Raw genomic sequence first — 25,138 nt, forward strand, 5'->3', positions numbered from 1 at the left:
ATGTCCGATAAATTTATATATGGTAAACATCGCTTGTTCAATGAAAATGACGATAATAGTCTAGATTTAGAGGAAGATCTTCCCAAGCAAAAAGTCACCGACTGTTGGAAAGTGATGATTGTGGATGATGATATCTACGTTCACCAAGCAACTCAGTTAGCCTTAGAAGATTTTACATTTGAGGAAAAACCTTTAAACCTGATTTCGGCATATTCGGCTGCAGAAGCTCAACAATTGATTCAAGACAATCCGGATACAGCCTTCATTTTATTAGATGTGGTTATGGAAACCCACGATGCAGGCTTAAAGGTTGTGCAATATATTCGGGAAGTGCTGAAAAATCAGACAGTACGTATAATTTTACGCACGGCTCAACCCGGACAAGCCCCAGAAACATCAGTTATATTAAACTACGATATCAACGACTATAAAACTAAACTGGAACTCACCCAGCAAAAACTTATTACGACAACTATAATTGCTTTGCGCTCTTACCGTCAGCTTCTACAGGCTCAGCAACCTCAATCCAGCAAAACCCAAAGAAACGTCTTAGTTGTTGACGATAATCCTGCCGATTTGCGACTCTTAATCAAGACTTTATCGGATTCTGGGTATAAAGTTCGCCCAACACAGTGTGGAAATTTAGCAGTTCGCTCTGCTCAATCATTCCCACCAGATCTCATCTTACTGGATATTAATTTAAAAGACCAAAATGGTTACACGGTTTGCCAACAGCTAAAATCTGTTCGGGCAACAAGAGATATTCCCATTCTTTTTATTAGTGCTTCTAATGCAATTGTTGATAAGGTGAAAGCTTTTGAAGTTGGAGCAATAGATTATATTACAAAACCGTTTCAACCTGAAGAGATTATTGCTCGAGTTGAAACTCATTTGACAAATCAAAGGCTCAAACAACAATTAGAAGAACAAAATCGACGATTGCAGCAAGAAATTCAAATTCGGACTGCAGCAGAAGAGCGTTTGTTGATAGTAGAGCGAGCGATCGCCGCTACTTCTGATGGTATCGCCATTACGACTGGTGCTCCTGACTATGCATTGCTTTATGTTAACTCTGGGTTTGAACGAATCACAGGTTACTGTGCAGCGGAAGTTATTGGCAGAAATTGCCGCTTTTTACAGGGAGCTCAAACAGATCAACCCGCACTAGTAGAACTGCGCCAAGCCCTGGCTGATGGCAGAGACTGCCAAGTCGTACTGCAAAATTTTCGTAAAGACGGAACTGGTTTTTGGAATGAACTCAAAATTTCTCCAGTTTATGATGCCAAAGGCAACTTGAAAAACTTTATTGGAGTGCAGACGGATATCTCCGAACGCCTTGCCACTGAAAAAGCTTTAAAGACAAGTGAAGAACGCTGGGAATTAGTCTTACAGGGCACAAGGGATGGCATTTTTGACTGGAATTTAGTCACGGGTGAAACCTTTGCTTCGGCTAGGCTCCAAGAAATGTTGGGTTATGAAGAACACTCACTGCCTTGGAGCTACGAGATGTGGTGCAGTTTAGTGCATCCAGAGGATGTTGCGCGAGTGAAAATTGCTTTGGAATCCCACCTCCAACGCCAAAATTCCCAATACGCAGTTGAGTATCGCCTGCGGTGTAAAGATGGCAGCTACAAGTGGATTTTGGTACGAGGACAAGCCCTTTGGGATGACAACGGTCAACCCACGCGAATGGTAGGAACTCATCAAGATATTAGCGATCGCAAACGCACTGAAGAAGAACTTGCATTAGCAAAAGAAGCCGCCGTGCAAGCAAGCAAAGCGAAAAGTACCTTTCTTGCCAACATGAGCCACGAGTTGCGAACTCCCTTAAATGCAATACTCGGGTTTTCGCAATTAATCCTTCAAGCCCCCAATCTTTCTGCCGAACAAAAAGAAAACGTGGGTATTATTCATAGCAGTGGAGAGCATCTGCTTGCCCTCATTAACCAAATCCTTGATTTTTCTAAAATAGAAGCGGGACGAGTCACCCTTGAATCCAAAAATATTGACATCATTCACCTGATAAATGAAGTCGAACATCTGTTCCGTCTTAAAGCAAAAGAAAAGGGCTTGCAATTGATTATTGATTGCAATGCTGATGTTCCTCGATATATTTGTACAGATGAAATCAAACTGCGTCAAGTTTTGATTAACCTGCTATCCAATGCTATCAAGTTTACCGACAAAGGCAGTGTCAAACTTTCTGTGGAACTGACTTCTACATTAGAAAAAATACTCAATACCACTTACTTTCTTGTATTTTCTATTACAGATACAGGCATTGGCATTGCCTCCAATCAAATAGATAATCTTTTTCAACCTTTTGTGCAAATCTCATCAGGTCAGAAATCCCACGAAGGTACGGGATTGGGCTTATCTATTAGCCGCCAATTCGTGCAACTTATGGGCGGTGATATGACTGTAGAGAGTGAAATCGAGCGTGGTACAACCTTTAAATTTAGATTGCCAATTAATGTAGATTTAGAGGCTAACAAACCAAAAACGCAACAGTTATCCCGTCGCGCCATTGCTATAGAACCCAGTCACCCTCCCTATCGCCTCCTGATAGTGGATGACATAGATTATAATCGTCAACTCTTGATACAGATTCTTGCACCCCTCGGCTTTGAACTGAAACAAGCCAGTAACGGTCAACAAGCCATTGAAATCTGGGAAGATTGGCAACCCCACTTAATTTGGATGGATCTGCGAATGCCCGTCTTGGATGGTTACGAAGCCACTCGATACATTAGAGCTAAATCCTATGGATTGCAAAGTGCGATCGTTGCCCTGACTGCCAGTACATTACAAGATACGGAAACAGCCACTCTTGCGATGGGCTTTAACGCTTTTATCCGCAAGCCTTTGTCCGAGGAAATTATTTTGAACACGCTCCACCAGCATCTGGGAGTGCATTATATCTACGAGCAGACAACATCTGATACCACAGAACCGATGAAGTTGGCTGAAATGCCAAAACTTCAACTTCAATGGGTGAATGACATGAAGCAAGCAATTAACTGTGCTGACTTAGAGGTCATGGATAGTCTGATTGCCCAAATCAACAGCGAGAATCCTTACTTTGCCCAACTGCTTCAAGGTTATTTGAATAATTTTGAGTACAAGAAAATTATTAATATAATTACACAATTTGTTACACAGGGAGAATAATTTGCTCGCGGATGTCTGAAGTACATTAAAATCTTGCTATATTTGATACTTCAACCTCTTGCGGCTGTAAGCCCAGGATAAATTAAACACTAAATAGAAAGTATCAGGTAACGGTAATTATTACTGGATTATGAGGGTGCGTTGCCAGGAACAGTCAATGGATTTTACGGCGAACAAAAATTTAAAAGCAGAAATTTTAGTAGTAGACCATAGACTAGCTAACATTAATTGGTTAGTCAACATATTGAGAACAAATGGCTATCAAGTTGAACTGGTCAGTGATGGGTACTTAGCACTTGAAGTTGCTCAAGCAAAGATTCCCGATTTAATTCTGCTTGATACGCTCATGCCCGACCTGAACGGCTACAAGATTTGTCAGCAACTCAAAGCCTCTCCCCAAACAAGTGAAATTCCTGTCATCTTTGTAAGTAGCTGCTGTGAGGAATTAGATATAGCCAAAGCATTTCAGGTTGGAGGCGCTGATTACATCATCCAATCCTCCCAAGTCGAAGAGATTTTGGCACGAGTTCACAATCACATTTCCCAACGGTTTCTGCAAAAGATTCTTCAGCAACAAACTAAGCTACTGTATCATCAAAACCGACAACTTCAAACTGAAATTACAGAACGTCAACTTCTCCAGCAAAAACTGCTCACATCTGAGCAGAAAATGCGTGCGGTTTTAGCTGCAATGACTGATATTGTTATTGTTATTGATACTCTAGAAGGTCAACTCAGTAATATAGAAATTATACCAACCAGTACAGCAAATTTACTGGATTCTGACACCGATCTAGTCAGTCAGATAGTAGAACAATTTTTTCAAGCTGACACTGAACAGACTTGGTTGAGTTTGATTCAGCAAGCCATAGAGACCAAACGTACCGTTGACTTTGATTTCTGCCTGAGAGGATTGAAGACAGTTTGGCTGAGTGCGGCAATATCTCCAATGGATAATGACTCAGTTACTTTAGTTGCAAGGGATATCAGCGAGCGCAAACAGGCAGAAGAAGCTTTGCGAATTGCCGAGCAAAGATATCACAGTATTGTTGAAAATGCCATTGTTGGTATCTATCAATCAACTCCTGACGGACGTTACATAAGTGCTAATAGTTCGCTGGCAAAGATATACGGCTACTCTTGTCCAGAAGAACTACTCCAGGATATACGGGACATTGGTCAGCAGTTATATTTTGATTCTAACTGCCGTCAGCAATACATCGCTGCTATGGAAGCGGATGGAACTGTGGCAGGGTTTGAGTCAATAGTGTGCCGCAAAGATGGCACATCTATTTGGATTTCTGAAACTGCTCGAGCCGTTCGAGATCTCACAGGAAAGCTACTTTACTATGAAGGTATGGTCACTGAAATTACCGAACGTATGGTGGCGCAAGAAGCTCTGAAATTTCAACAAGCTCAAAGTGAAGAACTGCTACTCAATATTTTGCCTCAACCCATTGCCGAACGCCTCCAAGCAGGCGAAAGCCCAATCGCAGATCGCTGTGAGGAGGTGAGCGTCCTGTTTGCTGATTTGGTGGGGTTTACCCAGTTTTCTACCCGGAAAACTCCAGCACAAATCGTAGAATTTCTGAACCAGATTTTTTCTGAGTTTGACCAATTGGCAAAAAAACATGGCTTGGAGAAAATAAAAACAATTGGAGACGCCTATATGGTGGTGGGAGGGTTACCCACACCATTCCAGGATAGTGCTCGGAAAACTGCACAAATGGCGCTGGATATGCAGGCGTGTTTAGCTGAATTTAATAGGAAAACAACAGAGGTATTTCAACTGCGAATTGGTATTAACACGGGAGATGTGGTTGCTGGAGTGATTGGAATGAGTAAGTTTAGCTATGACTTGTGGGGAGATACAGTCAATATTGCATCCCGCATGGAATCAAATGGATTACCAGGAAAAATTCAGGTGAGTGCGGCAACCTACGAACGTTTAAAGGAGGAGTTTGAATTTGAAAAACGGGGAAAAATTACCGTCAAGGGCAAAGGAGAAATGATCGCTTACTGGCTTTTAGGAAAAGCGAAACACTTTTAACCACCTATATGAATCTAGCTGACAGTCACAATTCCAAAGCAAATATTTTGGTAGTTGATGATACACCTGCCAACTTGCGGTTATTAGTCAATGTCTTACAACAAAATGGATATAAGGCTCGACCTGTAACCGATGGCTACTCAGCGTTAGAAGTTGTTCGAGCCAGCCCACCGGATTTGATTTTGCTAGATATTCTCATGCCAGATTTATCAGGCTATGAAGTCTGTCAAAAATTGAAAGCTGACCCAAAAACGAGAGATATTCCCATCATTTTCTTAAGTGCTCTCAGTGAAGGTCTCGATAAAGCCAAAGCATTTCATGTTGGCAGCGCAGACTATATCACTAAACCATTTCAGGTAGAAGAGGTTCTGGTACGAGTGGCAAATCAACTGACCCTACGGAATTTGCAACTGCAGCTGCAACAAAAAAACCAAGAATTAAGTCAGCAAAATTCTCAATTGCAATTGCTAGTTGCAGCAACTCAAGAGATAAGTTCTGCAATTAGCATTGATTCTGCTTTAGAGAAGATTTTAGCTTTAATCTGTCAAACCATTGGTTGGGATTTTGGTGAAGCTTGGCTTGTTAATTCGGAAGGAACAGCCCTTGAGTGCAGTCAGGGTTGGTATGGTAGGTATACCAAACTGGAGAAATTTCGCTCTTGGAGCCAAACATTAACCTTTAGCCCTAATGTAGGATTACCCGGTCGAATTTGGGTTTCCAAACAACCTGAATGGGTTTTTGATGTGTCTCAAAACGAGCAAGTTTTTTACCGTCACGATATTGCTTCTCAAGTAGGGCTAAAAGCGGCTTTTGGAGTTCCAATTCTTTTTAAGGAGCAGTTTCTTGCTATTCTCGTCTTTCTTTCTCAAAATGCCATGCCAGTGGAGCCGGGATCTCTTGAGTTAGTGACAGCGATCGCGACTCAAGTTGGGTCATTGATTCAACGTAAAAAAGCGGAAGTGGCACTGCAACAAGCCAACCAAGAACTAGAACGTTTAATCAATTTAGATGGGTTGACCCAAGTTGCCAACCGCCGCCGTTTTGACCAAGTGTTAGAACTCGAGTGGTGCAGAATGCGACGGGAGCAATTGCCGTTGTCATTGATTCTTTGCGATGTCGATTATTTCAAACGCTACAACGACACCTACGGTCATATTGCCGGAGACTTCTGCTTGCAGAACGTCGCTCAAGCCATCAACCGTGCTGCCAAGCGCCCAGCCGATTTAGTTGCTCGCTACGGTGGCGAAGAGTTTGCCGTGCTTCTCCCCAATACAGTTGTTGACGGCGCAGTGCAAGTGGCACAATTCATTCAGCAACAAGTCAAACAACTCCAACTGCTTCATGACGAATCGCTTGTCAGCAAGTACGTCACTTTAAGTCTTGGAGTCAGTAGTTTGATTCCCTCCCAAGAGAACTCAAAGGAAGTGTTGTTCCAATTAGCAGATGCGGCTCTTTACAAAGCAAAAAATCGGGGCAGAAATCGTATTTGTATGGATTTTCAGTAGTCACGTCCCTTGGCTTCAATTCGGTCATCAGTCATTGGTAAAGCTTTCAGATCCGTTTACATTTTGTAATTTAGTTCTGTTTATTCCCGCCTACTTACTTAAGTTATTTAAGAGTTGTTGAAGCGAGTTGCAAAATTTTGCGATCGCGTTGGTGATAAAGAGCGTGCCTTAATAATTGCTGCTACCAACAACACGTAAGAGATTCCACCAACCACTACCAACAATCCTAAAACAAAAACCCCCAATCTTCCTGCCTGTCCCGCACTGCTGTTCCACAAACCGTGAAGTGCAGAGGCGCTCAAATAACCCATGAGCAAAATTCGCCAAGCCTGACGCGGTTTTAGGATACTCAACCCAATACAATAGCCGAACCAGCCACTCCAAGCCAAGTGACCTGCGACTTCGCCCAAGATTCGCGGAATCAACAGTTCTAATCCCGCCAACAGCCCAGCTTGTTCTCCCATTTCTCGTGCCACTTGTGCTACGGTACCGGGTACATATTGACCTAAAGTTTCAAACAGTGTAAAACCCACAGCCGAGGCGCTTCCCAGCAAAATTCCATCAAGAGGTTCCCATACACCGACACGTTCTCGCTTTGGCGAAGACAGGGCTTTACCTAAAAGATAAAATCCAATAATTGGTAAGGCTTTGAGCAATTCCTCCAACAGCCCTGCACCAAAAAAGTACCGCATAAATAGCTCTGGAAAGGAGATCGTGCTGGGATCGTCTGGCACAGTTCCTGGAAGAATCACCCGAAACACTAATATAAATAAGCTCAGTATGGGACTTGCCAGAATAACTATGGTAGAAATTATAGCCGTGATGAGTACCCACCAAGGTTTAGGTTTGCCACACAATCGATAAATAAAGTATAAAACAGCACCAGCCAGATAAGCCCCTAGTAAGATTTGATAGGTGACCCCTTGGACGAAAAACAAAAGTACCACGAATATCACCGTAATGATTCCCGGTACTAAGTAAGCTTTGTGTGTTAGGTCTTTTGGTGGTGAAAGAATGGGGAGTAATTGCGACCAGCTTGCCTCACTATCTGTATTGGGCGATGGCGACGAAGAGGATGACACTTGGGTTGTGGAAACCACTCGCTGTGGTGGTTTTACAGGTTGATGGTTGTATTGGTACTCAAAAACAAATTCCGGACCATTGGTGCCTACAGTGATGCGATCGCCACTGTGTAATTCCTGACTTCCCTGTAAAAGGTTTCCATTTAAATAAGTACCATTCGCACTATTCAAATCGCTGAGTAAGTAACTTATTTTGCCATCTGGTGTTTTGAGTGGGCGCACGGTTGCATGTCGCCGCGATACCATCCCGTATAGATTTGAACTAAGTACTATTTGACAGCTGAAATCGCGCCCAATGACCACTTCGCCCGTCGTTAAGAGCGAGTAAGAATTATTGCTATCACCGGAGATCAAACGCAGAAAAGCAATACTCATCTAGGTATATCACCTACCCACCCGTTAAGTAGTTTAAAATTGAGAAAAGTAATACTGGCAAGTATCTTACTTTCTTGCTGACACAAATGAGTTGCGTAACAACCTAGTTAGTCATACTACATTCTTCATACCATTTCTGCATAGAAAATTCCTGAAAAACACAGGAAATTTTTCCACTTTAGATTTGCCCTCTCTGAGTAAGGCGTTTGCCCAGCATGGAGGTGACAAAAAAGTTTACAAAATTTAAACAATAGTGTTTTTGAACAAAAAGCCGCCGCGCATTTAGAGTCAATGCTCCCCATAGGCGGGGTAGTTCGTATAAGAAAAATATATACTCCGTGAACTAGTGTTTAACTTGAGACCTGACTTAATAAAAATTAATACTATATCAATACAAACTTGCGAATACAGGAATTGTACTTTTTTAAGCGTCGTGTTAGAAAAGCATCTATCAAAAGCCGCCAAGCCTGCCAAGATAGTACGCAGGGCTCGACGATTTTCATAAAACTGTTAATGTTTTTACTTTGAAGAGCGACTATAGTCCAATGCAGTTTTAAATAATTTTTAATATCCTCAAAAGGTAGGATATCTTCACGGTATTTTTCATTGACTAGAGCGTAAATTTTTTCCTTCATCAATATATTTGTATCCAATCTAACTTTTAAAGAAATTTTTTGGTCAATACCACCAGACCAAATAGTACGGTAAGCAAGACACTGGTTAAGAAAAACCGCATCCCCATATTGGGCAATACGAATCCAGGAATCAATATCATCACAGCTCGTTAATCTCACATCCCATCCTCCCGTTTTCAAGAAAACCTCACGCTTACAAGCAACTTGGACGGGAGTCCCAAAGGGAACTAGCTCTAGCAACATACCGTAGTGAATGTCTGCCTGGGGGACATAATAAGCTAATCCCGGACCAACAACAGGGGTGCGGCACTGTTCAACTCCATCTATACTGACCTGAGCAGCAACGCAAGAGCAAATAACTGCATTTTCTCGCAGCGCTAGAGCCTTTGCCATTTCTTCCAAACAGTTGGGAGCTAGGTAATCATCATCATCCAAAAACTTAATCCAATCTCCACTGCAGGCAAGGACTCCGGCATTTACTGTAGCTGCATGACCTTTATTCACCTCATTGCGATGATAAATGAGGCGTGGTACATTTTCATAGGATGACAGTTCAGCGCTTAATCTTTTGAGATACTCTTGAGTGCCATCTACTGAGCAGTCATCAGCAACAACCAATTCACAAGGGATCGTCTGGTTCAGAACGGAGTGAATTGCGCGTTGCAACAATGTCAATCGGTTGTAGGTCGTGATAACGACACTGAGTTTCATAGATTCAATACTCGTGACTTAGCCCGGATGCAATCCATTTTCTACCAAGCATCGTTATACTGGGTAGGTGCTCCAACTAAAATAACTAGACTGAATGCTAGTTGTCGATTTATTATTATTGATTGTGAGTTTTTGTACGGAATATGAACGCCCAGCAGATCATCCGCTCAATAGAAGCGGAACAATTGAAATCTAATTTGCCCGAAATATTTGTGGGCGATACAGTGAGAGTCGGAGTCAAAATTAAGGAAGGCGATAAGTACCGCGTCCAGCCTTACGAGGGAGTTGTCATTTCCAAACAGAATGGCGGCATTAATGAAACGATTACAGTTCGTCGCGTATTTCAAGGTGTAGGCGTCGAGCGAGTGTTTCTGTTACATTCTCCTCGGATAGACAACATCAAAGTCCTGCGCCGTGGTAAAGTTAGGCGTGCTAAGCTATACTATCTACGCAACCGCGTAGGTAAGGCTACCCGCATTAAACAACGCTTTGACCGCGCCCTTTAGTACATACAAGAGCCAAATTTTGGGAGAAAGCTCAACAAAAAAGCGGCTAAAGCCGCTAATTTGTTTCCTCAACCAAAGTAAAATGAAAAAATAAGTCAAGCTTGTGTTATAGTAGGGAAGGTTAGATAAAATAAGTAAATAAGCAGCAGCGTGTGCGCTCTTAGTTCAGTTGGTAGAACGCAGGTCTCCAAAACCTGATGTCGGGGGTTCAAGTCCTCCAGGGCGCGCTGAAAGCTAAAAAATGCCCGAAACTAAGGCAATACCTGCTAGGTGCGGTGTGACTTAATGTTTTCGGGTATAATTTTTGTGTTTGTAGCCTTTCGCGTCAAACAAGCTGAAGCTGCTACAGAATAGAAATACCAGGCACTGTGTATGTAATGAATGGGGGAGTAAGCGACCGTGGCCAAAAAAAATGAAGCAGAAATGACGGAAACCAGCAATGGATTCAACATTCCGACTTTCTTCCAAGGACTAAGAGAAGAATTCGACAAGGTGGTTTGGCCCAGTCGGCAGCAGTTGGTAAGTGAATCAGCAGCTGTTTTGTTAATGATGGTACTCTCCGCAACCTTAATATTTCTAGTAGATAAATTTTTTACTTGGGCAGCACAACAGGTGTTCTGATGACTTATGCAAGAGACGGAGAGCGTGATGCAACGCTACAGTCAGATGATACCGCAGATTCAGCGTTAAGGACTTCGCAAGAAGCCCGCTGGTATGCAGTGCAAGTCGCTTCTGGCTGTGAGAAGCGAGTAAAGACAAACTTGGAGCAGCGCATCCAAACTTTTGATGTAGCTGATAAGGATTATAGTGCCTTTATATGTAGGCAAATGGCATTTAGATTTGAAGTTTCTCCGCAAGTTTGGTAAACAAGGTCGTCATATTATCACATCTCTGATGACTGATGTGTATGAACAATTCGATCGACTGATAGAAAAAGACGCCAACATTGGATTGATGTATACTCATCGAGCAGATCAATTACCTTTTAACTACTACGTTACTCGGGACTACGATACTTATTTACAGGATACCAAGTACGAACCTCAGCGATGCAATGTCTTTGCCTATATCAAAAACACCTACTTTTTTGTTGCCTTGTGGTATTTGAAGTTTTTGTGGAAGGGTTTTGGTATAACTGCTTTGTTATCACCGCGAAATCTTTACCACGTCTTCAAGTTGTTGAAAGCATCTGCTGAGTCTGCATTGGACGAATTGATTTTCAAATTGAAGACCAAAAATTTACCAGCTAGTAATGTCATTGCTAAAGCCAGACAAGAGTTCGAGAGTTATCAGTACAAACCTAACTTGCAGCCTTGGACACAGAAGGTGACTGAACAATCTATACAATTAAATGGGAAAAAGTTATCCGAAGTTCCAGAGCTCGTCAACCTTAAGGCTGAAGTACATTCTTAGCTTCAATGCATTAAAAAACTCATAACTAACCTTAAAGGCTAGTTTGAAAGCATCGGAAGAAATTCTTTTTCAGGACGCAAGTTCTTATTTAATCAAGAGTTACATTACTGTTCGACCGCAAACCAAGCGTTGTAGTGGTGGTGTTTTAGAGTGAGTGGTTTTTCCAAAATTTCATCTGACTCAAACACCACTATATATAACTACAAACTTTGATGAACTAAAACTTTTAGTGAGTGAAAGGGAAATGTCAATGAACAACACGCAGTCTCAAGTTTATGATGTTGTCATCATGGGTGCTGGCATAGCGGGAGTCTCTCAAGCTCGCCACCTCTTGCTCAATATTCCAAATATCAAGGTGGCGTTGATTGACCCTCGTCCAGAGGAAAGGACAGAAAAAGATTTGAAAGTTGGGGAATCAACAGTTGAAATTTCCACTCTCTTTTTCGGTAAGGAGTTGGGTCTTTACGATTACTTGATTGAGAACCATCCTCCTAAGTATGGATTAAACTATCATTGGCCCAAACAACCCGACAAAACAGAGACCATTGATGACTACTATCACGTCTGGTCCATCAAACAACCCCCGCTTGCTTCCACACTGATGAACCGTGCCAAGTTCGAGCGGGATGTCCTAAAAATGAATCAGCAGATGGGGGCTAAGTTCTACAACGGTCGTGTCGTTGATGTAGACTTAACCCCTGGTGATGCCCTCAACACTGTGAAAGTTAAAGTGGGTGATAAGTACTTAGAACTTCGTGCCAAACATATTGTTGATGCTGCAGGCCGCAAGTTTATCATTAGCCGCAAGACAGACAACGTCGTCTTTGGGCCTGAAAACCTGCACGGTCTCAACAATGGTTCAGCATGGGTACGCGTGAAAAATGTGGATCGCACTATTTTTCATAGTGGTTATGACCCGTTAAGTGCAACATGCAGCCATTACTATGCCACCAATCACATGATGGGACACGGGCATTGGGTATGGGTAATTCCGACAGATACTCAGACAATGGAATTGTCAATTGGGGTAGCCCATCATCATCAAGTTATTCCAGCTCAGAGTCTCAACACCAAGGAAAAGTTTTATGCCTTTCTAGAGGAAAATCACAATATTCTCTATCGCCTGATCGAGAGCGGAGAGGACATTGACTTCCATTACTTGCCAAGGTTGGCACATAAAAGTAAGACCTTATTTTCTCAAGACAACTGGTACGTAATTGGTGACGCTGCAGCTATCTTCGATCCTTTCTATTCCTTAGGAATGGTGATGATGACCTTTCAAATGGAAAGCGTTACGGAAATTATTCGTGGGCAGTTAGCAGGGGAGGCGGATGTAGAGAAGAAGCGGGCTGTGTATAATGCCTATAATCTTGGTTACATAGAGTCGAGCAATCATCTCCTACGTCATCATGAAAAACAACTTGGTCATGCTAGTATCATGAGCTGGCGGATGTACTTAGAAAATATGTGGTGGTTCGGAATGATAGTGCCTATGTATGTAGGCAAATGGCATTTAGATCTCAAGTTTCTCCGCAAGTTTGGCAGACAAAGTCGTGAAGTTGTCAGAAAACTCATGGTTCATGTGTACGACCAGTTTAACCAACTTGTAGAACAAAATGCTAATATTGGATTAATGTACATCCATCGCGGCGGTCAATTGCCCTTTGGTTACTACATAACCCGAGAATTCGATAGTTATCTACAGGATACTAAGTACGAACCCCAGCGGTGCAATGTGTTTGCATACATGAAAAACATCTACTTCTTTGTTGCCCTGTGGTATCTGAAGTTCCTGTGGAAGGGTTTTGGTATTACTGGCTTGTTATCACCGCGCAATCTTTACCACGTCTTCAAGTTGTTAAAAGCATCTGGTGAATGTGCATTGGACGAATTGATTTTCAAGTTTAAGACTAGAGGTCAGCCAGCTAGCAGTATCATTGCCAATGTCACAGAAGAGTTCAAGAGTTATCAGTATCAGCCTCAGTTGCAGCCTTGGACAGAGAAGGTAGCCGAACAATCCTTACAATTAAATGGGAAAAATGTACCTCAAGCTTCAGATCTAGTCACACTAGAGGTTTAACTACGCCTAAAACTAAGGCGTTAAAAAACCATTACTGACTATGGTTAAAAGAGAACAGGAAGGTTCAGGGTAGCCTGGGACTCTGTTGTTAGTCCTGTGTATTTCAGAAAAAATAAGCTGCAACAATCAACAGATTTAAAAGGCTACCATTTCTGTTCTCTCTGTAAAGTTTTGCTGGAATTCGATTTTTCTAAAACACGATCAATTTCTCTCTACTTTTTAGAGAATCTCTGAATTTTCATTAAGGAAAAAAGCTATGATGACTCAAACTAAAAATAGAATGAGCGATTTTGTCAATAAGCAACGTCAATTTTTTAGTACGGGAAGAACAAAAAATGTTGACTATCGAATTGAAAACCTGAAAAAGCTAGAGCAATCCATTGAAGAGAATAAAGAGATTATTATTAAAGCTCTAAAAACTGATTTAAGGAAACCAGGATTTGAAGCTTATTTTGAAATAATGGGAGTTTTAAGTGAAATTAAATACGCTCTCAAAAATATTAAATCTTGGACAAAACCCCAAAAGGTCGCTACTCCATTTTATCAGTTTTTATCTTCATCGCAAGTTTATACTGAACCTCTTGGTGTCGTCCTCATTATTGGCCCTTGGAATTACCCAATCAATTTGATACTCGTTCCTTTAGTAAGTGCGATCGCGGCTGGAAATTGTGCGATTTTAAAACCTTCAGAAATAGCACCTCATACCTCTGGAGTTATAGCTGAAATTATCCAAAAAACTTTTGAGCCATCTTTTATTACTGTCGTTGAAGGCGGTGTAGAAACAAGTCAAGAACTTTTGGCAGAAAAGTTCGATCATATCTTTTTTACTGGAGGAACTGGGGTTGGGAAAATTGTGATGTCAGCTGCCGCCCAAAATCTGACCCCAGTCACCCTTGAGCTTGGTGGAAAAAGCCCTTGTATTGTTGATGACAGTATCAACGTTGAATATACTGCCAAAAGAATTGTTTGGGGTAAATTCAGCAATGCAGGTCAAACTTGTACTGCTCCTGACTATCTTTTAGTAACCCGAAAAATTAAAAGAGATTTGCTGAATAGTATTAAAAAACATATACATAAATTTTATGGTGACGAGCCATCAAAAAGCCATAGCTATGCACGAATAATCAATCAAAAACATTTTTCTCGTCTTTCTGAATTCCTGAAAGATGGTGAAATTTTAGTGGGAGGAGATAGTCGTTTAGAGGAGCTTTATATTGCTCCCACTGTCATAGAGCAAGTTTCTTGGGAAGACAAGGTCATGCAAGAAGAAATTTTTGGTCCCATTCTTCCCGTTTTTGAATATGGACATCTATCGGAGGCGATTGACCTGGTTAACAAACAACCAAAACCACTCGCTCTCTACTTCTTCTCGAGTCACAAAAAAAATCAAGAGTTGGTTTTGCGAGAAACTACATCAGGTGGTGCCTGTATCAATGATACTGTCATGCATTTGACTGTTCCGGCTTTACCTTTTGGCGGAGTCGGAGCCAGTGGCTTTGGCCGTTATCACGGTAAAGCTGGCTTTGATACCTTTTCTTATCAAAGAGGAGTCTTAAACAAATCCTTTCTTTTCGATCTGAATTGGAGATATCCTCCGTATCCAGAAAAAAAGAAGCACTAACGACAAGATAAAAACTGTTTGACACACTGTTTCAAAGATATTGACAGTGCTCCTGTGGATTAACAAGTCCATCCACTAATTTAGAAGTAATGAACCTACTACTCAAAGTAGTCCTGACAATCTTTATTTGCTAAAAGGCCAAGCAATGATAACAACAGAAATCAGTCCTTATCTTAAAAAGAACTTTTCTCCTGTACAAGCGGAAATCACAGCCCATGACCTACCAGTTATCGGTGAGCTACCCCGCGATTTATCTGGAACCTTTGTCCGCAATGGTCCTAATCCCCAGTTTCCTTCCATAGGTCGTTACAACTGGATTGATGGGGACGGTATGTTGCATGGCATTGAACTTGGCAATGGCAAAGCCGTCTACCGCAATCGCTATGTGCAGACACGGGGACTTAAAATGGAGCAGACGGTCGGTCGAGCTATTTGGACGGGTCTGATGGAACCGCCACAGCTTAATAACCCTGCTAATAACCTCTTCAGTCCTTTCAAGAATACTGCCAATACTGCTTTAGTTTGGCACGCAGGTCACTTATTAGCACTTTGGGAAGGAGGTGAGCCTTATGAGATTGAGTTACCTAACTTAAACACAGTTGGTCCGTACAGTTATAACGGTCAACTCGCTTCTCCCTTTACAGCTCACCCTAAAGTTGATGCTATGACTGGAGAAATGATGTTCTTTGGGTATTCCCTGCTACAGCCACCCTATCTACGATATACCGTTGTTTCAGCCCAAGGAAAGATCGTAAGAACAGTTCCAATTGACCTTCCAATAGGGGTGATGATGCATGATTTTGCCATTACCCAAAATTATACAATCTTTATGGATCTGCCTTTAACATTTAGGTTAGAAAGGCTGCGACGTCGAGAACCAGCTTATATGTTTGAGCCTGATTCGCCAAGTCGCTTTGGTATCCTTAAGCGTTACGGAGATAGTAGCAGTATCCGCTGGTTTGAGGTTCCTACCTGCTACGTTTTACACACTCTCAATGCCTATGAAATCGGAGAGGAAGTTGTCCTGATTGCCTGTCGAGCGAATGACGCTAAGGTTTTAAACGTACCTACAAAGACCAAGCTCAATCACAATCAACAAGATAGACCTATTCTGTATCGCTGGCGGTTTAATCTTTACACAGGTGCGGTTCAGGAAGAGGCAATTGATGATATTGCATCAGAATTTCCCAGTCTGAATCAGCAATGGGTAGGAAAATCAAACCGATATGGCTATTCCGCAAAAATGGTACCGGGGCAGACACCCCTTTTTACTTTTGACGGATTGCTCAAGTATGACTTCACGAGTGGTTGCACCCAGTTGCACGAATGGGGACCTGGTCGCTACGGAGGAGAGGCAGTATTTGTCCCCCAGCTTGATAGTACTGCCGAGGACGACGGTTGGTTGCTCACTTTCGTCTACGACGCGGCGAAAAATACCTCTGAATTGGTAGTTGTAAGTGCCCAGGATCTGACAGATCAACCCGTAGCCCGCATTCTCCTCCCGCAGCGAGTTCCTTACGGTTTTCATGGAACTTGGATTTCACAGAAGTTTTGAATTGGTAGTGCTCGTTGACTAACAACGCACCTACACTGCCATTTTTCAGGGGTTTAAAATTCCCCATCGAAAAATTAAGGAAGCAGATTATGAGAAAGGTGTATGATGTTATTATTGTTGGCACAGGACCTGCGGGGGCAACTGCGGCGAATTTGCTAGCACGCAAGGGATTGGCTGTACTTATGGTTGACCGAGGTACTCAACAAATTCTCCAACTCCCAGAAACATTTTATGGAATAAGTTATGACCTGCTGGTACGGCTCAACGTTGAGAAAAAGATTCAGATAGCTGTTGATGCCCCACAGAACATTCGTCTTATTTCAGCAAATGATGGTTTCAATTACCAAATAGAAATTGAGCCGAAAAGGCTACATGGTAGTTATTACGGGATGGGTTTAAACCGAGCAGCCTTTGAGCAAGTGTTGATCGAAAGTGCTGTGAATTCTGGTACCATGTATTTGCCGACAACGGTCGTGGAAGATTTTATTTTCACCGATGACCAGCTCAGTGGTGTTAAGTGCCACAATAGTAATGGATACAATGAAGAGTATGGGGCGAAGGTGGTTATTGATGCAAGAGGTAATCTTACACCATTGGCACATCGTTTAGGTTTAAGAGCCGAAGGGAAAAAACCGGATGAGCAACGTATTGCGGTTTTTTCCTATTTCGTTGGACATAGGTTGAGCGAATTGATTCCCAGTAACGGAATTTTGGTGATTACTCTAGATGGTGGCTACGTCTTGGTTACAGCCCTTCCGGATAACCGAGTCAGTGTGATGGTCGTTCTATTGGAACAGAAGGCTAAAAGTGGTGCTATGAATTTGGAAAAGGTATTTCAGGAAGCCGTCGATTGTTGGGAACCGCTTTCTCAAGCTATCCAGGCAGCTCAAAAAGTCATGCCGACGCAACCCGTTATGAACTATAACTGGGAATATGACAGGTTTTCTGGGAACGGATTTTTGATTGCTGGAGATGCAGTAGCGTTTCTTGACCCCTTCTTTTGCAATGGTGTAGCCATCGGGATGAATGCTGGGGAAATTGCTGCTGATTTTGTCATTCAAGGTTTAGCTCTGGGTAATCGCTTGGATGGCACGGAACATCTATCTAATTACGATCGGCAAATTCGCGCTCTCATACACAAGTGGGAGCGAGTCTGGGGGATTGAAAAGCTTAGTTTATGCAGTCTTGGATTGTTGAAGCAGACGATCGGGTTACTGGGTCAACTCTCTTTTCTCAAACTGGGCGCAGTCAATGAAGAACCAAAGCGAAACAGCCCTCTTTTTGCTCTTAAAGCTTGAGGAAATAAAGCGTTCCGGTTAAAACAGGGCTTAAGGCTTTTTCATCCTAAAATCAACTGCTCAAAAAGGAAAATCACGATGAAACAGGATTCTGTGCACACAAGATTCAATGACGAGCAAACTTTACCAGTAAATATTTGGGCTGCACGTGGGATGAGCGCGATCGCTCCGAGTGTGCAGCAGCGACTTCGACAGATCCGTGGCAGTTTGATTCAGGGCTTTCAGGCAGCCCTCGCCACAGATGAACTAGAGGCGATTGTTCCGAAATTGAATGGAATTGAAGATGAGTTGCGCGGATTTGCCTTCGAGGGGGTAGGCATGGGTCTTACCCAAAGAGATCTGATTGCACCGAGCAAGCAGAATCGAGTGGAGGCTTTTGTCGCAGGTCCGGGAGCAGGTTATGAGCACTTTGTATATGTGGGGGTGGGTTTGATGCTAGGCAAGACTCCGGTGCCTGTCGAGCCTTACGTATCACAACTTAACCCAACAAAGGTTTGGTTCGTAATTGATGGCTATGGCTTCCAACACGGTTTATCCCACTGGCAAAAATATCTTGATGGCTTAGCCATGCCGGAGCATCTTTCTGGCTATGCAAGCCGTGTCTTCGACCAAGGTATGGGTCGCAGCATTTGGTTTGTGGACGGTGCTGATGCCACTCGTATATCACAGACCATCGGAGCTTTCCCGCCCATAAGGCAGGCAGACCTGTGGGGTGGTATTGGTTTTGTCTGCACTTATTCCGGTGGTGTGGAACGTGCTACCTTAGAGGCATTGAGGACAGCCGCAGGATCTTATGAATTTCAGTTGGCTCAGGGAGCAGCTTTCGCCGCCAAGTCCCGTCAACGAATTGGTAGCTATTCCGCATATACAGAACTCGCTTGCGAGGTTCTCTGGGGAATGGGAGCTGCGGCAGTCACTAAGAAGCAAGACTTGGCTCTTCAAAACCTCCAGACTAACCGAGCAACACCAGATCGAGAAGTTTGGCAGCATTACCGAGCGTATGTTCTGATGCCGAGCACAATTGCTTCACCAGCTTAGTAGCTTCACTGTTCATTTTTATCTGCAATTGACTGACTCTCAACTCTAGCTTCACGCGTAACTACTTAAAAGAATTTACTGCTCAAAAAGGAGAATCAAGATGCAAGACGACTCTTGGCAGCTAAAAATAAATACTGTGATGACGCTTTTGAAGGATATGTGGACGCAACGTGGGGTTCGAACCGATGATGAAAAAATGCAACAGCGTTTTTTTCAAGTTACCAATGCCATGTGGCAAACCCATCAAGCAGCGCTTGCAACTGACGAACCACAGGTGCTTGTTAACAAGTTAAATTCAATTGAAGCTGAGTTGTTCGGATTCGCCTTAGAGGGGATAGGCATAGGTCTTTCCCAGCAAGATCTGGTCTCACCCAGCAAGCAGAATCGCGTGGAGACCTTTGTGGCAGGTGGTAGCACAGCTTATCAGACCATGGTTTATTTGGGAGTGGGTTTGATGCTGGGTAAGAGTCGGCTACCTATTGAGCGGTATTTAAAACCAAGCGATCCTGTGAAAGTTTGGCCCGTCATTGATGGCTATGGATTTCAACACGGTATGTTCCACTGGTCTGAGTTTCTTGATGCCACAGCAACACCTCCCGAGCAATTTTCTGGCTACACTCGCCACATCTTTGACCAGGGTTTGGGTCGCAGTATTTGGATGGTGAACTGTGCTGATGTCACTCGTATCTCACAGACGATTGCAGCTTTTCCGTCTACAAGACAAGCCGATCTTTGGGGTGGCGTTGGTTATGCCTGTGCCTCAATTGGTGGTGCGGAACGTGCAACCTTAGAAGCCCTAGGAACTGCAGCTGGCCCTTATCGGTTTGCATTGGCACGTTCCGCAGCTTGCGCCGCCAAATTCCGTCATTTACTCGGCAATTCAGCTGGCTACACGAAAATGGCTAGTGAGGTTCTTAGCGGTATGGACACTGCTGCACCAGACGAGATTATAAATCAGGCTCCAACAAACTTTCCCGCTAACCCAGCAGTATCGGATTCGGAAGTATGGCAGTTCTACCGGGTGTATTTAGTAACAAGTGATTTGCCTGCTGTTGCCAAAGTTTCTTAAGGACGTACTTGCACTCAAAAGTTAATTTAGGGCTTGTGCAGACCCAGGAGCGATTTCTTCCCTTGCGCTCTTTTATCAATCCCCCTAAAAAAGGAGAAACATATTGCCCCATTTTTAGGGTTTAGGCATCTCTTGCATAAACTTTGTAAGTAAATAGAAATTCAAGGAGAAACGGATGACAACTGTTGATTCCATAACAACTGTTAATTTCACAGGAACCTGCGTTCTTGTGTCTTCAGAGAAGTCCTTCGAGCAAGTCACGAGTGCGATCGAGGCAATGGCCAGTCAAGCCGATAATATGCTCCTCAGACAGCTTAAGAGGTTAGACACAAACAAATCTTTTGAGCAGGTCAAAAGTGCAGTTGAGTCCATGCTTGGTCCTAGCGGCTTCACAATTTTAGTAGATTTTGAACTGGGGGGACTGCTGACATCCCAAGGAGGCAAGCGCAATAAGTCCAAGCTCTATATCATAGGAAATCCTTTAATAGCTAACCAAATGTTTGAACATAATCCTGCGGTTGGTCTTTACGTCCCATTGCGACTGTTTGTGTACGAAGACTTTGATGGCAAGACCCGTGTGACTTATGACAAGCCGTCATCGCTACTAGGCCAATTCCAGAACGATGAGATATTGAAGGTGGCGCAAATGCTCGACCGTCAGCTTGAAAATTTAGCAACGATGGCTGTATAAAATCTACGTTGTCTGTTGTATTGCAAACACTATTTATAAAGCATCAATTATGCCTCAAATAACTGTACGGCAAATGAATTTTGATTTTCCCGAGCAGATTGAGCGGTACTGGTACGGGAACAGCCCCTTCAAAACACACTTTTTCAACAGCATCACCCTTTTGTTTCCCGATGGCGAACAATTCATGCTTCGGACTATAAAACGACAGCTCAAGCAGATTGACAATCCCCAGCTTAAACAAGAAGCTTCAGCGTTTGTTGGACAGGAAGCACAGCACGCTGTTCAGCATGAGAAATTTTGGAATAACCTACGCCAGCAAGGTTATAAGTTCGACACATATCTTCGCTTTCTGCGGTTTATTCTTTTTAATATTTGTGACAATCGATTGAGTATCAAATTGAAGCTAGCTATGATTGCAGGAGTTGAGCATTTTACAAATGTTATAGCTGAGCTTACCTTGAAAGGGGAACTATTTGCAGAAGCAGACCCGAAGTTGAAGGAGCTTTTCGAGTGGCATTCTGCTGAAGAGATTGAGCATAAAACAGTCGCTTATGATGTTCTTGAAAGTGTCACAAGAAGTTACCCAATTCGCCTGCTAGGTATACTTATGGCCTATACCTTTGTTTTTGGGTTCGTTAACCTGGGATTGATTCTGATGTTGTATCAGGACAAAAAGCTTCTGAATATTAGGGTGTGGAAGGAAATGGTACAGTTCTTATTTACCAAAGAAAAATTTTTCTTCAAAGTAATCTTGGACTCACTTGAATACTTCAGAAAAAACTTTCATCCTTCACAAAGAGACAATCTGTTTTTAGTCAAGAAAGTTATTGGCTAAACAAGCCGAATTCCACCACCGAGCATTTACTTTTACTTACCATACAACACCAAGCTTTTTATCTGGGTAAGACTGTTACTACTGATAATTCAACACCGATTACCCCGATAGTTAGGATGGCGATAATTTTGTACTAATCTAGGAAAGCAGTTATGACCCTTGTTCAACTGTTTGATGTCGCTACTCTCTTTGTCTTGCCCTTTTGGGCGCTGATGATTCTGTTGCCAAACTGGAGAGTCACACGACGGGTAATGGAATCATATGTCCCCTTTGTGGCTTTGGCAGCACTGTATGTGTACTTGTTCGTTAGCAGCATCACACCGGAAACTCAAGCCTTATTCACTCCAAGGCTGGCGAACATTGCCCGATTATTTGCGGATGAAAGGGCTGTAGCAACTGGATGGGTTCATTTTGTGGTAGTGGATTTGTTTGTTGGTCGCTGGATTTATTGGGAAGGGCAGCGAACGGGTGTTTGGACAGCTCACTCACTTGCCGTGTGTTTGTTTGCAGGTCCCTTCGGGTTGCTGTCACACACCTTGACTCGCTGGATTAGCCAAAGGTTTTTCCCTCGTTTTGATAGCGAAGCGGCGACTGTAGTAGATCGGGTTGCGCCGTCAAGCGGCACGTTCTCAGCATAGGCGAATACAGGGGGCAATGGTATTGTCAACTGATTATGACGGGGCAACAAAAAGAGCTATGATACTTGCTTGAAAAAAGTAAAACACAGAGGTTCTGGAACGAAAACCAATCCTCCTGTTTTCCTAATCCTTACCACTGCATAGCCTTAACCGAACCGTATTGGTTTATAAATAGCCTCTGAAACCGAATAACTATTCATTAATTACTAGAAGAACTCATGATTTTCTAGTATTATTACTGCTTGGCAAAAGTAATCTTCCTTAACATATCACAAAAATGAAACGTCGTTCTTTTCTTAAAAATGCTGCTTGTTTCTCCACTGGTCTAATTACCACATTCGGCTATTCTCGTCTAGTCAAAGCCAACGATCGCTTTGTTACTGCTGTTATTATTGGTAGTGGTTTTGGCGGTGCTGTCGCAGCATTGCGCTTGGGACAAGCTGGAATTGATACAGTTGTGTTAGAGCGCGGAAGACGTTGGCCAATTACGTCTGCACAAAATACATTTGCCACTCAGCGTCAACCGGATGGTCGAGCAGCCTGGTTGAGTACAACAACCTTTGAAGGAGCGCCTGTTGATAAATTTACAGGGGTTCTAGAGACTAAATCTGAAAATGGGATTACTGTTTTATGCGGTGCTGGAGTAGGAGGTAGCTCCTTGTCGTACTTTTGTGCAACCCTTCAACCAACGCGGGACTTATTTTATAAAACTTTTCCTCGTGCAATTAATTATGAGGAATTGGATCGGGTTTATTTTCCTCGCGTTCGATCTATCCTTAAACCTTCTAAACATCCCTCAGACATTTTAAATAGCAGCTACTATCAATCATCACGAGCTTTTCTCGAACAGATAAAGAATACAGGATTACCTTACTTTGAGAATGATTTGAATGTTAATTGGGATATTGTACGTCAGGAAATAGCTGGGACTAGGGAGCCTTCTCTCATCATTGGCGATTTATTTTTCGGTTCTAATAGTGGAGCTAAAAACAGCTTGGATCGTAACTATCTGGCCCAAGCGGAACAAAGCGGATTTGTAGAGATTCTGCCCTTACATGTCGCCAAAGACATTTCCGAAGTTGGTGGTGAAGGATATCGGGTTTATTACGAGCAAATTACTGAGACTGGAGAAGTAGTAGTTAGCGGGTCGATCACCTGTCGTTATCTATTTTTGGCTGCAGGTTCAATGGGAACCTCCGCACTTTTAGTGAAGGCAAAGGAAAAAGGTACCCTGCCTCGATTAAATGAGCAGATCGGCAAGGGCTGGGCTCAAAACGGAGACAGTTTTAGTACCCGTTTTGGTTTACCGCCCAACAATTTTAGACAGGGTGGACCAGCTTATGCCTACTCAGTGACTCATTTTGACAATCCTCTAGCACCAATTACTCTCACTGGAAGCCCCGACTGGGATGCTCCTGAGGGGACTGATGCTCTATTAAGCGAGGGAATTCCGTTGGCTAGAGGGAACTTTAAGTATAATGCAGCTAAGGACTCGGTAGAGCTAGATTGGCCTGCAAATAGCTCAGAAACTCAAGTAATTCTAGAGGCTAGTAAGCTAACTCATGCCATCCTTGACAAGAGCAACACAGATTCTACTTACCAACCTAGAACAGAGATTAATGATTCCGTGACAGCTCATCCTTTAGGTGGAGCCGTCATTGGAAATGCATGTGATTTGTATGGGCGTGTCAAAGGTTATCAGGGGCTTTATGTCATTGATGGTGCGCTTATCCCTGGTGCAACAGGATGTGTTGCACCATCTCTCACAATCGCTGCCTTGGCGGAGCGGAATATAGAACGCATACTAGAAAGAGACATTTTTGACCAATAACCCAATGACGAGCAAGCCCCATGCTTGAAAGCGAATGGCACGAAGAAAAGGCAGAGGGATCGAGGCTTGTGGCAGAAGGATGCAGAGGAATATGGTTTTAAGTTTATTAGGACTTGCCACCATAATTTTTTGCATTTCTTCAACTTCATTGCTGGCAGGAGTGAATAGGTGGTTGTCTGCATATAATCTCAGGACTAGATAACGTTTCCAGGTACTCTGGCGCTCGAGCGCGAATCGTAGAAACTTTTGTCTAGGTCAAGCTCAAAAAAACTAGCAATTCTTAAGAAAAATAATTGCTATAAACGATTGGGCAACCACGAAACTTCAATTTGCCGTACCGATGTTATTTTACCATAACTAGCTTTTGCTTTTTTATACTGGTTTCGCTTACTTTCCAGAATCCACCAAATCCAAGCCTTGCTGAGCAAAGCAGCGACATGCTTCCAAAATTTCTTCAGAGGTCTCCTTACTGGGCATTGCACGCGCTAGCAATATTCCTCCAGCCATTAAAGATAAAGTTGCCCACGCTCTCTGACGCTGCGTAATATCTTGAGATGTTGGCATATCTGTCTCTATTTCGTCGATTGCCTGACAAAGGAGCTGCTCATAAAGTTCCTTTACGACATTGTCTGCTCTAGCAACATCTGCAGAGAGACTAGGCAGAACACAACCTTCCGCCACGTTCTGACAGTGTTGAGAACTTAAATAATGCTCAATCACCTTGCTATCGAATCGATTCTGTTGATTCTTCGTTCGATGTTGTAAGAAAAGCACGTTCAACCTTTCCAGACCAGTCCTAACAACTTCAAGCAGTAAGTCAGTTTTAGATAAAAACTGAGAGTAAAAGGCTCCGGATGTTAATCCAGCTTCCGCCATAATACTGTCTATGCCGATTCCATGAAAGCCTTTCAACTGCATACATCGTCCTGCCGCTCTCACGATTGCTTCACGAACTCTCTGTTTGTGCTCTGGTTTATACCGCATGGTTGACATCCTCCCGATCTTGATTATAAGATAACGATAGTTACTATAAC

The 25,138-nt window shown here is 42.9% G+C and carries 19 protein-coding genes, 1 tRNA gene and 1 pseudogene; 18 read left to right on the forward strand and 3 right to left on the reverse strand.

Annotated features, from left to right (window positions below; translation table 11 throughout):
• The 3 genes from ACYRY3_RS38140 to ACYRY3_RS38150 all read left to right on the forward strand — a co-directional run bounded on the left by ACYRY3_RS38140 (position 1) and on the right by ACYRY3_RS38150 (position 6,726).
• Positions 1-3,171: a response regulator gene (locus ACYRY3_RS38140; protein ID WP_460206948.1), complete on the forward strand. Its 3,171-nt coding sequence runs from the start codon at positions 1-3 to the stop codon at positions 3,169-3,171.
• Between the two features lie 157 nt (positions 3,172-3,328).
• The gene (locus ACYRY3_RS38145) at positions 3,329-5,221 is read left to right on the forward strand and encodes an adenylate/guanylate cyclase domain-containing protein (protein ID WP_460206949.1); all 1,893 of its coding nucleotides are present in this window, start codon (positions 3,329-3,331) and stop codon (positions 5,219-5,221) included.
• 8 nt (positions 5,222-5,229) lie between these two features.
• Entirely contained in the window at positions 5,230-6,726 is a 1,497-nt protein-coding gene (locus tag ACYRY3_RS38150) for a diguanylate cyclase domain-containing protein (RefSeq protein ID WP_460206950.1), read from the forward strand.
• Between the two features lie 107 nt (positions 6,727-6,833).
• On the opposite strand, the gene ACYRY3_RS38155 is transcribed toward ACYRY3_RS38150, so the two are convergent.
• Both ACYRY3_RS38155 and ACYRY3_RS38160 read right to left on the reverse strand, forming a co-directional pair.
• Complete coding sequence (locus ACYRY3_RS38155) at positions 6,834-8,183, reverse strand: PrsW family glutamic-type intramembrane protease (RefSeq protein ID WP_460206951.1); 1,350 nt, start codon at positions 8,181-8,183, stop codon at positions 6,834-6,836.
• 383 nt (positions 8,184-8,566) lie between these two features.
• A complete protein-coding gene (locus tag ACYRY3_RS38160; protein WP_460206952.1) occupies positions 8,567-9,529 on the reverse strand; it encodes a glycosyltransferase family 2 protein in 963 nt (320 codons plus the stop codon).
• Positions 9,530-9,672: 143 nt separating this feature from the next.
• Here ACYRY3_RS38160 and rplS point away from each other — a divergent pair, with 143 nt between their 5' ends.
• The 15 genes and pseudogenes from rplS (at position 9,673) to ACYRY3_RS38235 (ending at position 24,104) form a co-directional block, all read left to right on the forward strand.
• Positions 9,673-10,035, forward strand: a complete 363-nt coding sequence (rplS, locus tag ACYRY3_RS38165; RefSeq protein WP_460206953.1) for a 50S ribosomal protein L19 — start codon at positions 9,673-9,675, stop codon at positions 10,033-10,035.
• Between the two features lie 154 nt (positions 10,036-10,189).
• A tRNA-Trp gene (locus tag ACYRY3_RS38170) sits at positions 10,190-10,262 on the forward strand.
• Positions 10,263-10,434: 172 nt separating this feature from the next.
• Complete coding sequence (gene secE / locus ACYRY3_RS38175; RefSeq protein ID WP_460206954.1) at positions 10,435-10,656, forward strand: preprotein translocase subunit SecE; 222 nt, start codon at positions 10,435-10,437, stop codon at positions 10,654-10,656.
• Positions 10,656-10,835, forward strand: a pseudogene (locus tag ACYRY3_RS38180) (transcription termination/antitermination NusG family protein); the annotation flags it as partial. The gene secE and the pseudogene ACYRY3_RS38180, both read left to right, overlap by 1 nt.
• A 7-nt stretch (positions 10,836-10,842) precedes the next feature.
• A complete protein-coding gene (locus ACYRY3_RS38185) occupies positions 10,843-11,448 on the forward strand; it encodes a hypothetical protein (RefSeq protein WP_460206955.1) in 606 nt (201 codons plus the stop codon).
• Positions 11,449-11,698: 250 nt separating this feature from the next.
• The gene (locus tag ACYRY3_RS38190) at positions 11,699-13,528 is read left to right on the forward strand and encodes an NAD(P)/FAD-dependent oxidoreductase (RefSeq protein WP_460206956.1); all 1,830 of its coding nucleotides are present in this window, start codon (positions 11,699-11,701) and stop codon (positions 13,526-13,528) included.
• A 256-nt stretch (positions 13,529-13,784) separates the two neighbouring features.
• Entirely contained in the window at positions 13,785-15,149 is a 1,365-nt protein-coding gene (locus tag ACYRY3_RS38195; RefSeq protein ID WP_460206957.1) for an aldehyde dehydrogenase, read from the forward strand.
• Positions 15,150-15,294: 145 nt separating this feature from the next.
• Positions 15,295-16,704: a carotenoid oxygenase family protein gene (locus ACYRY3_RS38200; protein WP_460206958.1), complete on the forward strand. Its 1,410-nt coding sequence runs from the start codon at positions 15,295-15,297 to the stop codon at positions 16,702-16,704.
• An 89-nt stretch (positions 16,705-16,793) separates the two neighbouring features.
• Positions 16,794-18,002, forward strand: coding sequence for an NAD(P)/FAD-dependent oxidoreductase (locus tag ACYRY3_RS38205; RefSeq protein ID WP_460206959.1), 1,209 nt, complete (start codon positions 16,794-16,796; stop codon positions 18,000-18,002).
• A 78-nt stretch (positions 18,003-18,080) separates the two neighbouring features.
• Entirely contained in the window at positions 18,081-19,040 is a 960-nt protein-coding gene (locus tag ACYRY3_RS38210; RefSeq protein WP_460206960.1) for a DUF1702 family protein, read from the forward strand.
• Positions 19,041-19,140: 100 nt separating this feature from the next.
• Entirely contained in the window at positions 19,141-20,109 is a 969-nt protein-coding gene (locus tag ACYRY3_RS38215) for a DUF1702 family protein (protein WP_460206961.1), read from the forward strand.
• A gap of 175 nt (positions 20,110-20,284) precedes the next feature.
• Positions 20,285-20,800, forward strand: coding sequence for a DUF302 domain-containing protein (locus tag ACYRY3_RS38220; protein ID WP_460206963.1), 516 nt, complete (start codon positions 20,285-20,287; stop codon positions 20,798-20,800).
• A 49-nt stretch (positions 20,801-20,849) separates the two neighbouring features.
• Positions 20,850-21,635 carry a metal-dependent hydrolase gene (locus ACYRY3_RS38225; RefSeq protein WP_460206964.1) on the forward strand — a complete coding sequence of 262 codons (786 nt, stop codon included), beginning with the start codon at positions 20,850-20,852 and terminating at the stop codon, positions 21,633-21,635.
• A 152-nt stretch (positions 21,636-21,787) separates the two neighbouring features.
• Positions 21,788-22,273 (forward strand): ABA4-like family protein, encoded by a 486-nt coding sequence (locus ACYRY3_RS38230; RefSeq protein ID WP_460206965.1) that lies wholly within the window; start codon positions 21,788-21,790, stop codon positions 22,271-22,273.
• 277 nt (positions 22,274-22,550) lie between these two features.
• Entirely contained in the window at positions 22,551-24,104 is a 1,554-nt protein-coding gene (locus tag ACYRY3_RS38235) for a GMC oxidoreductase (protein WP_460206966.1), read from the forward strand.
• A gap of 387 nt (positions 24,105-24,491) precedes the next feature.
• On the opposite strand, the gene ACYRY3_RS38240 is transcribed toward ACYRY3_RS38235, so the two are convergent.
• Positions 24,492-25,088 (reverse strand): TetR/AcrR family transcriptional regulator, encoded by a 597-nt coding sequence (locus tag ACYRY3_RS38240; protein WP_460206967.1) that lies wholly within the window; start codon positions 25,086-25,088, stop codon positions 24,492-24,494.
• Positions 25,089-25,138 lie beyond the last annotated feature (50 nt).

The organism is Scytonema sp. NUACC21, assembly GCF_054684315.1.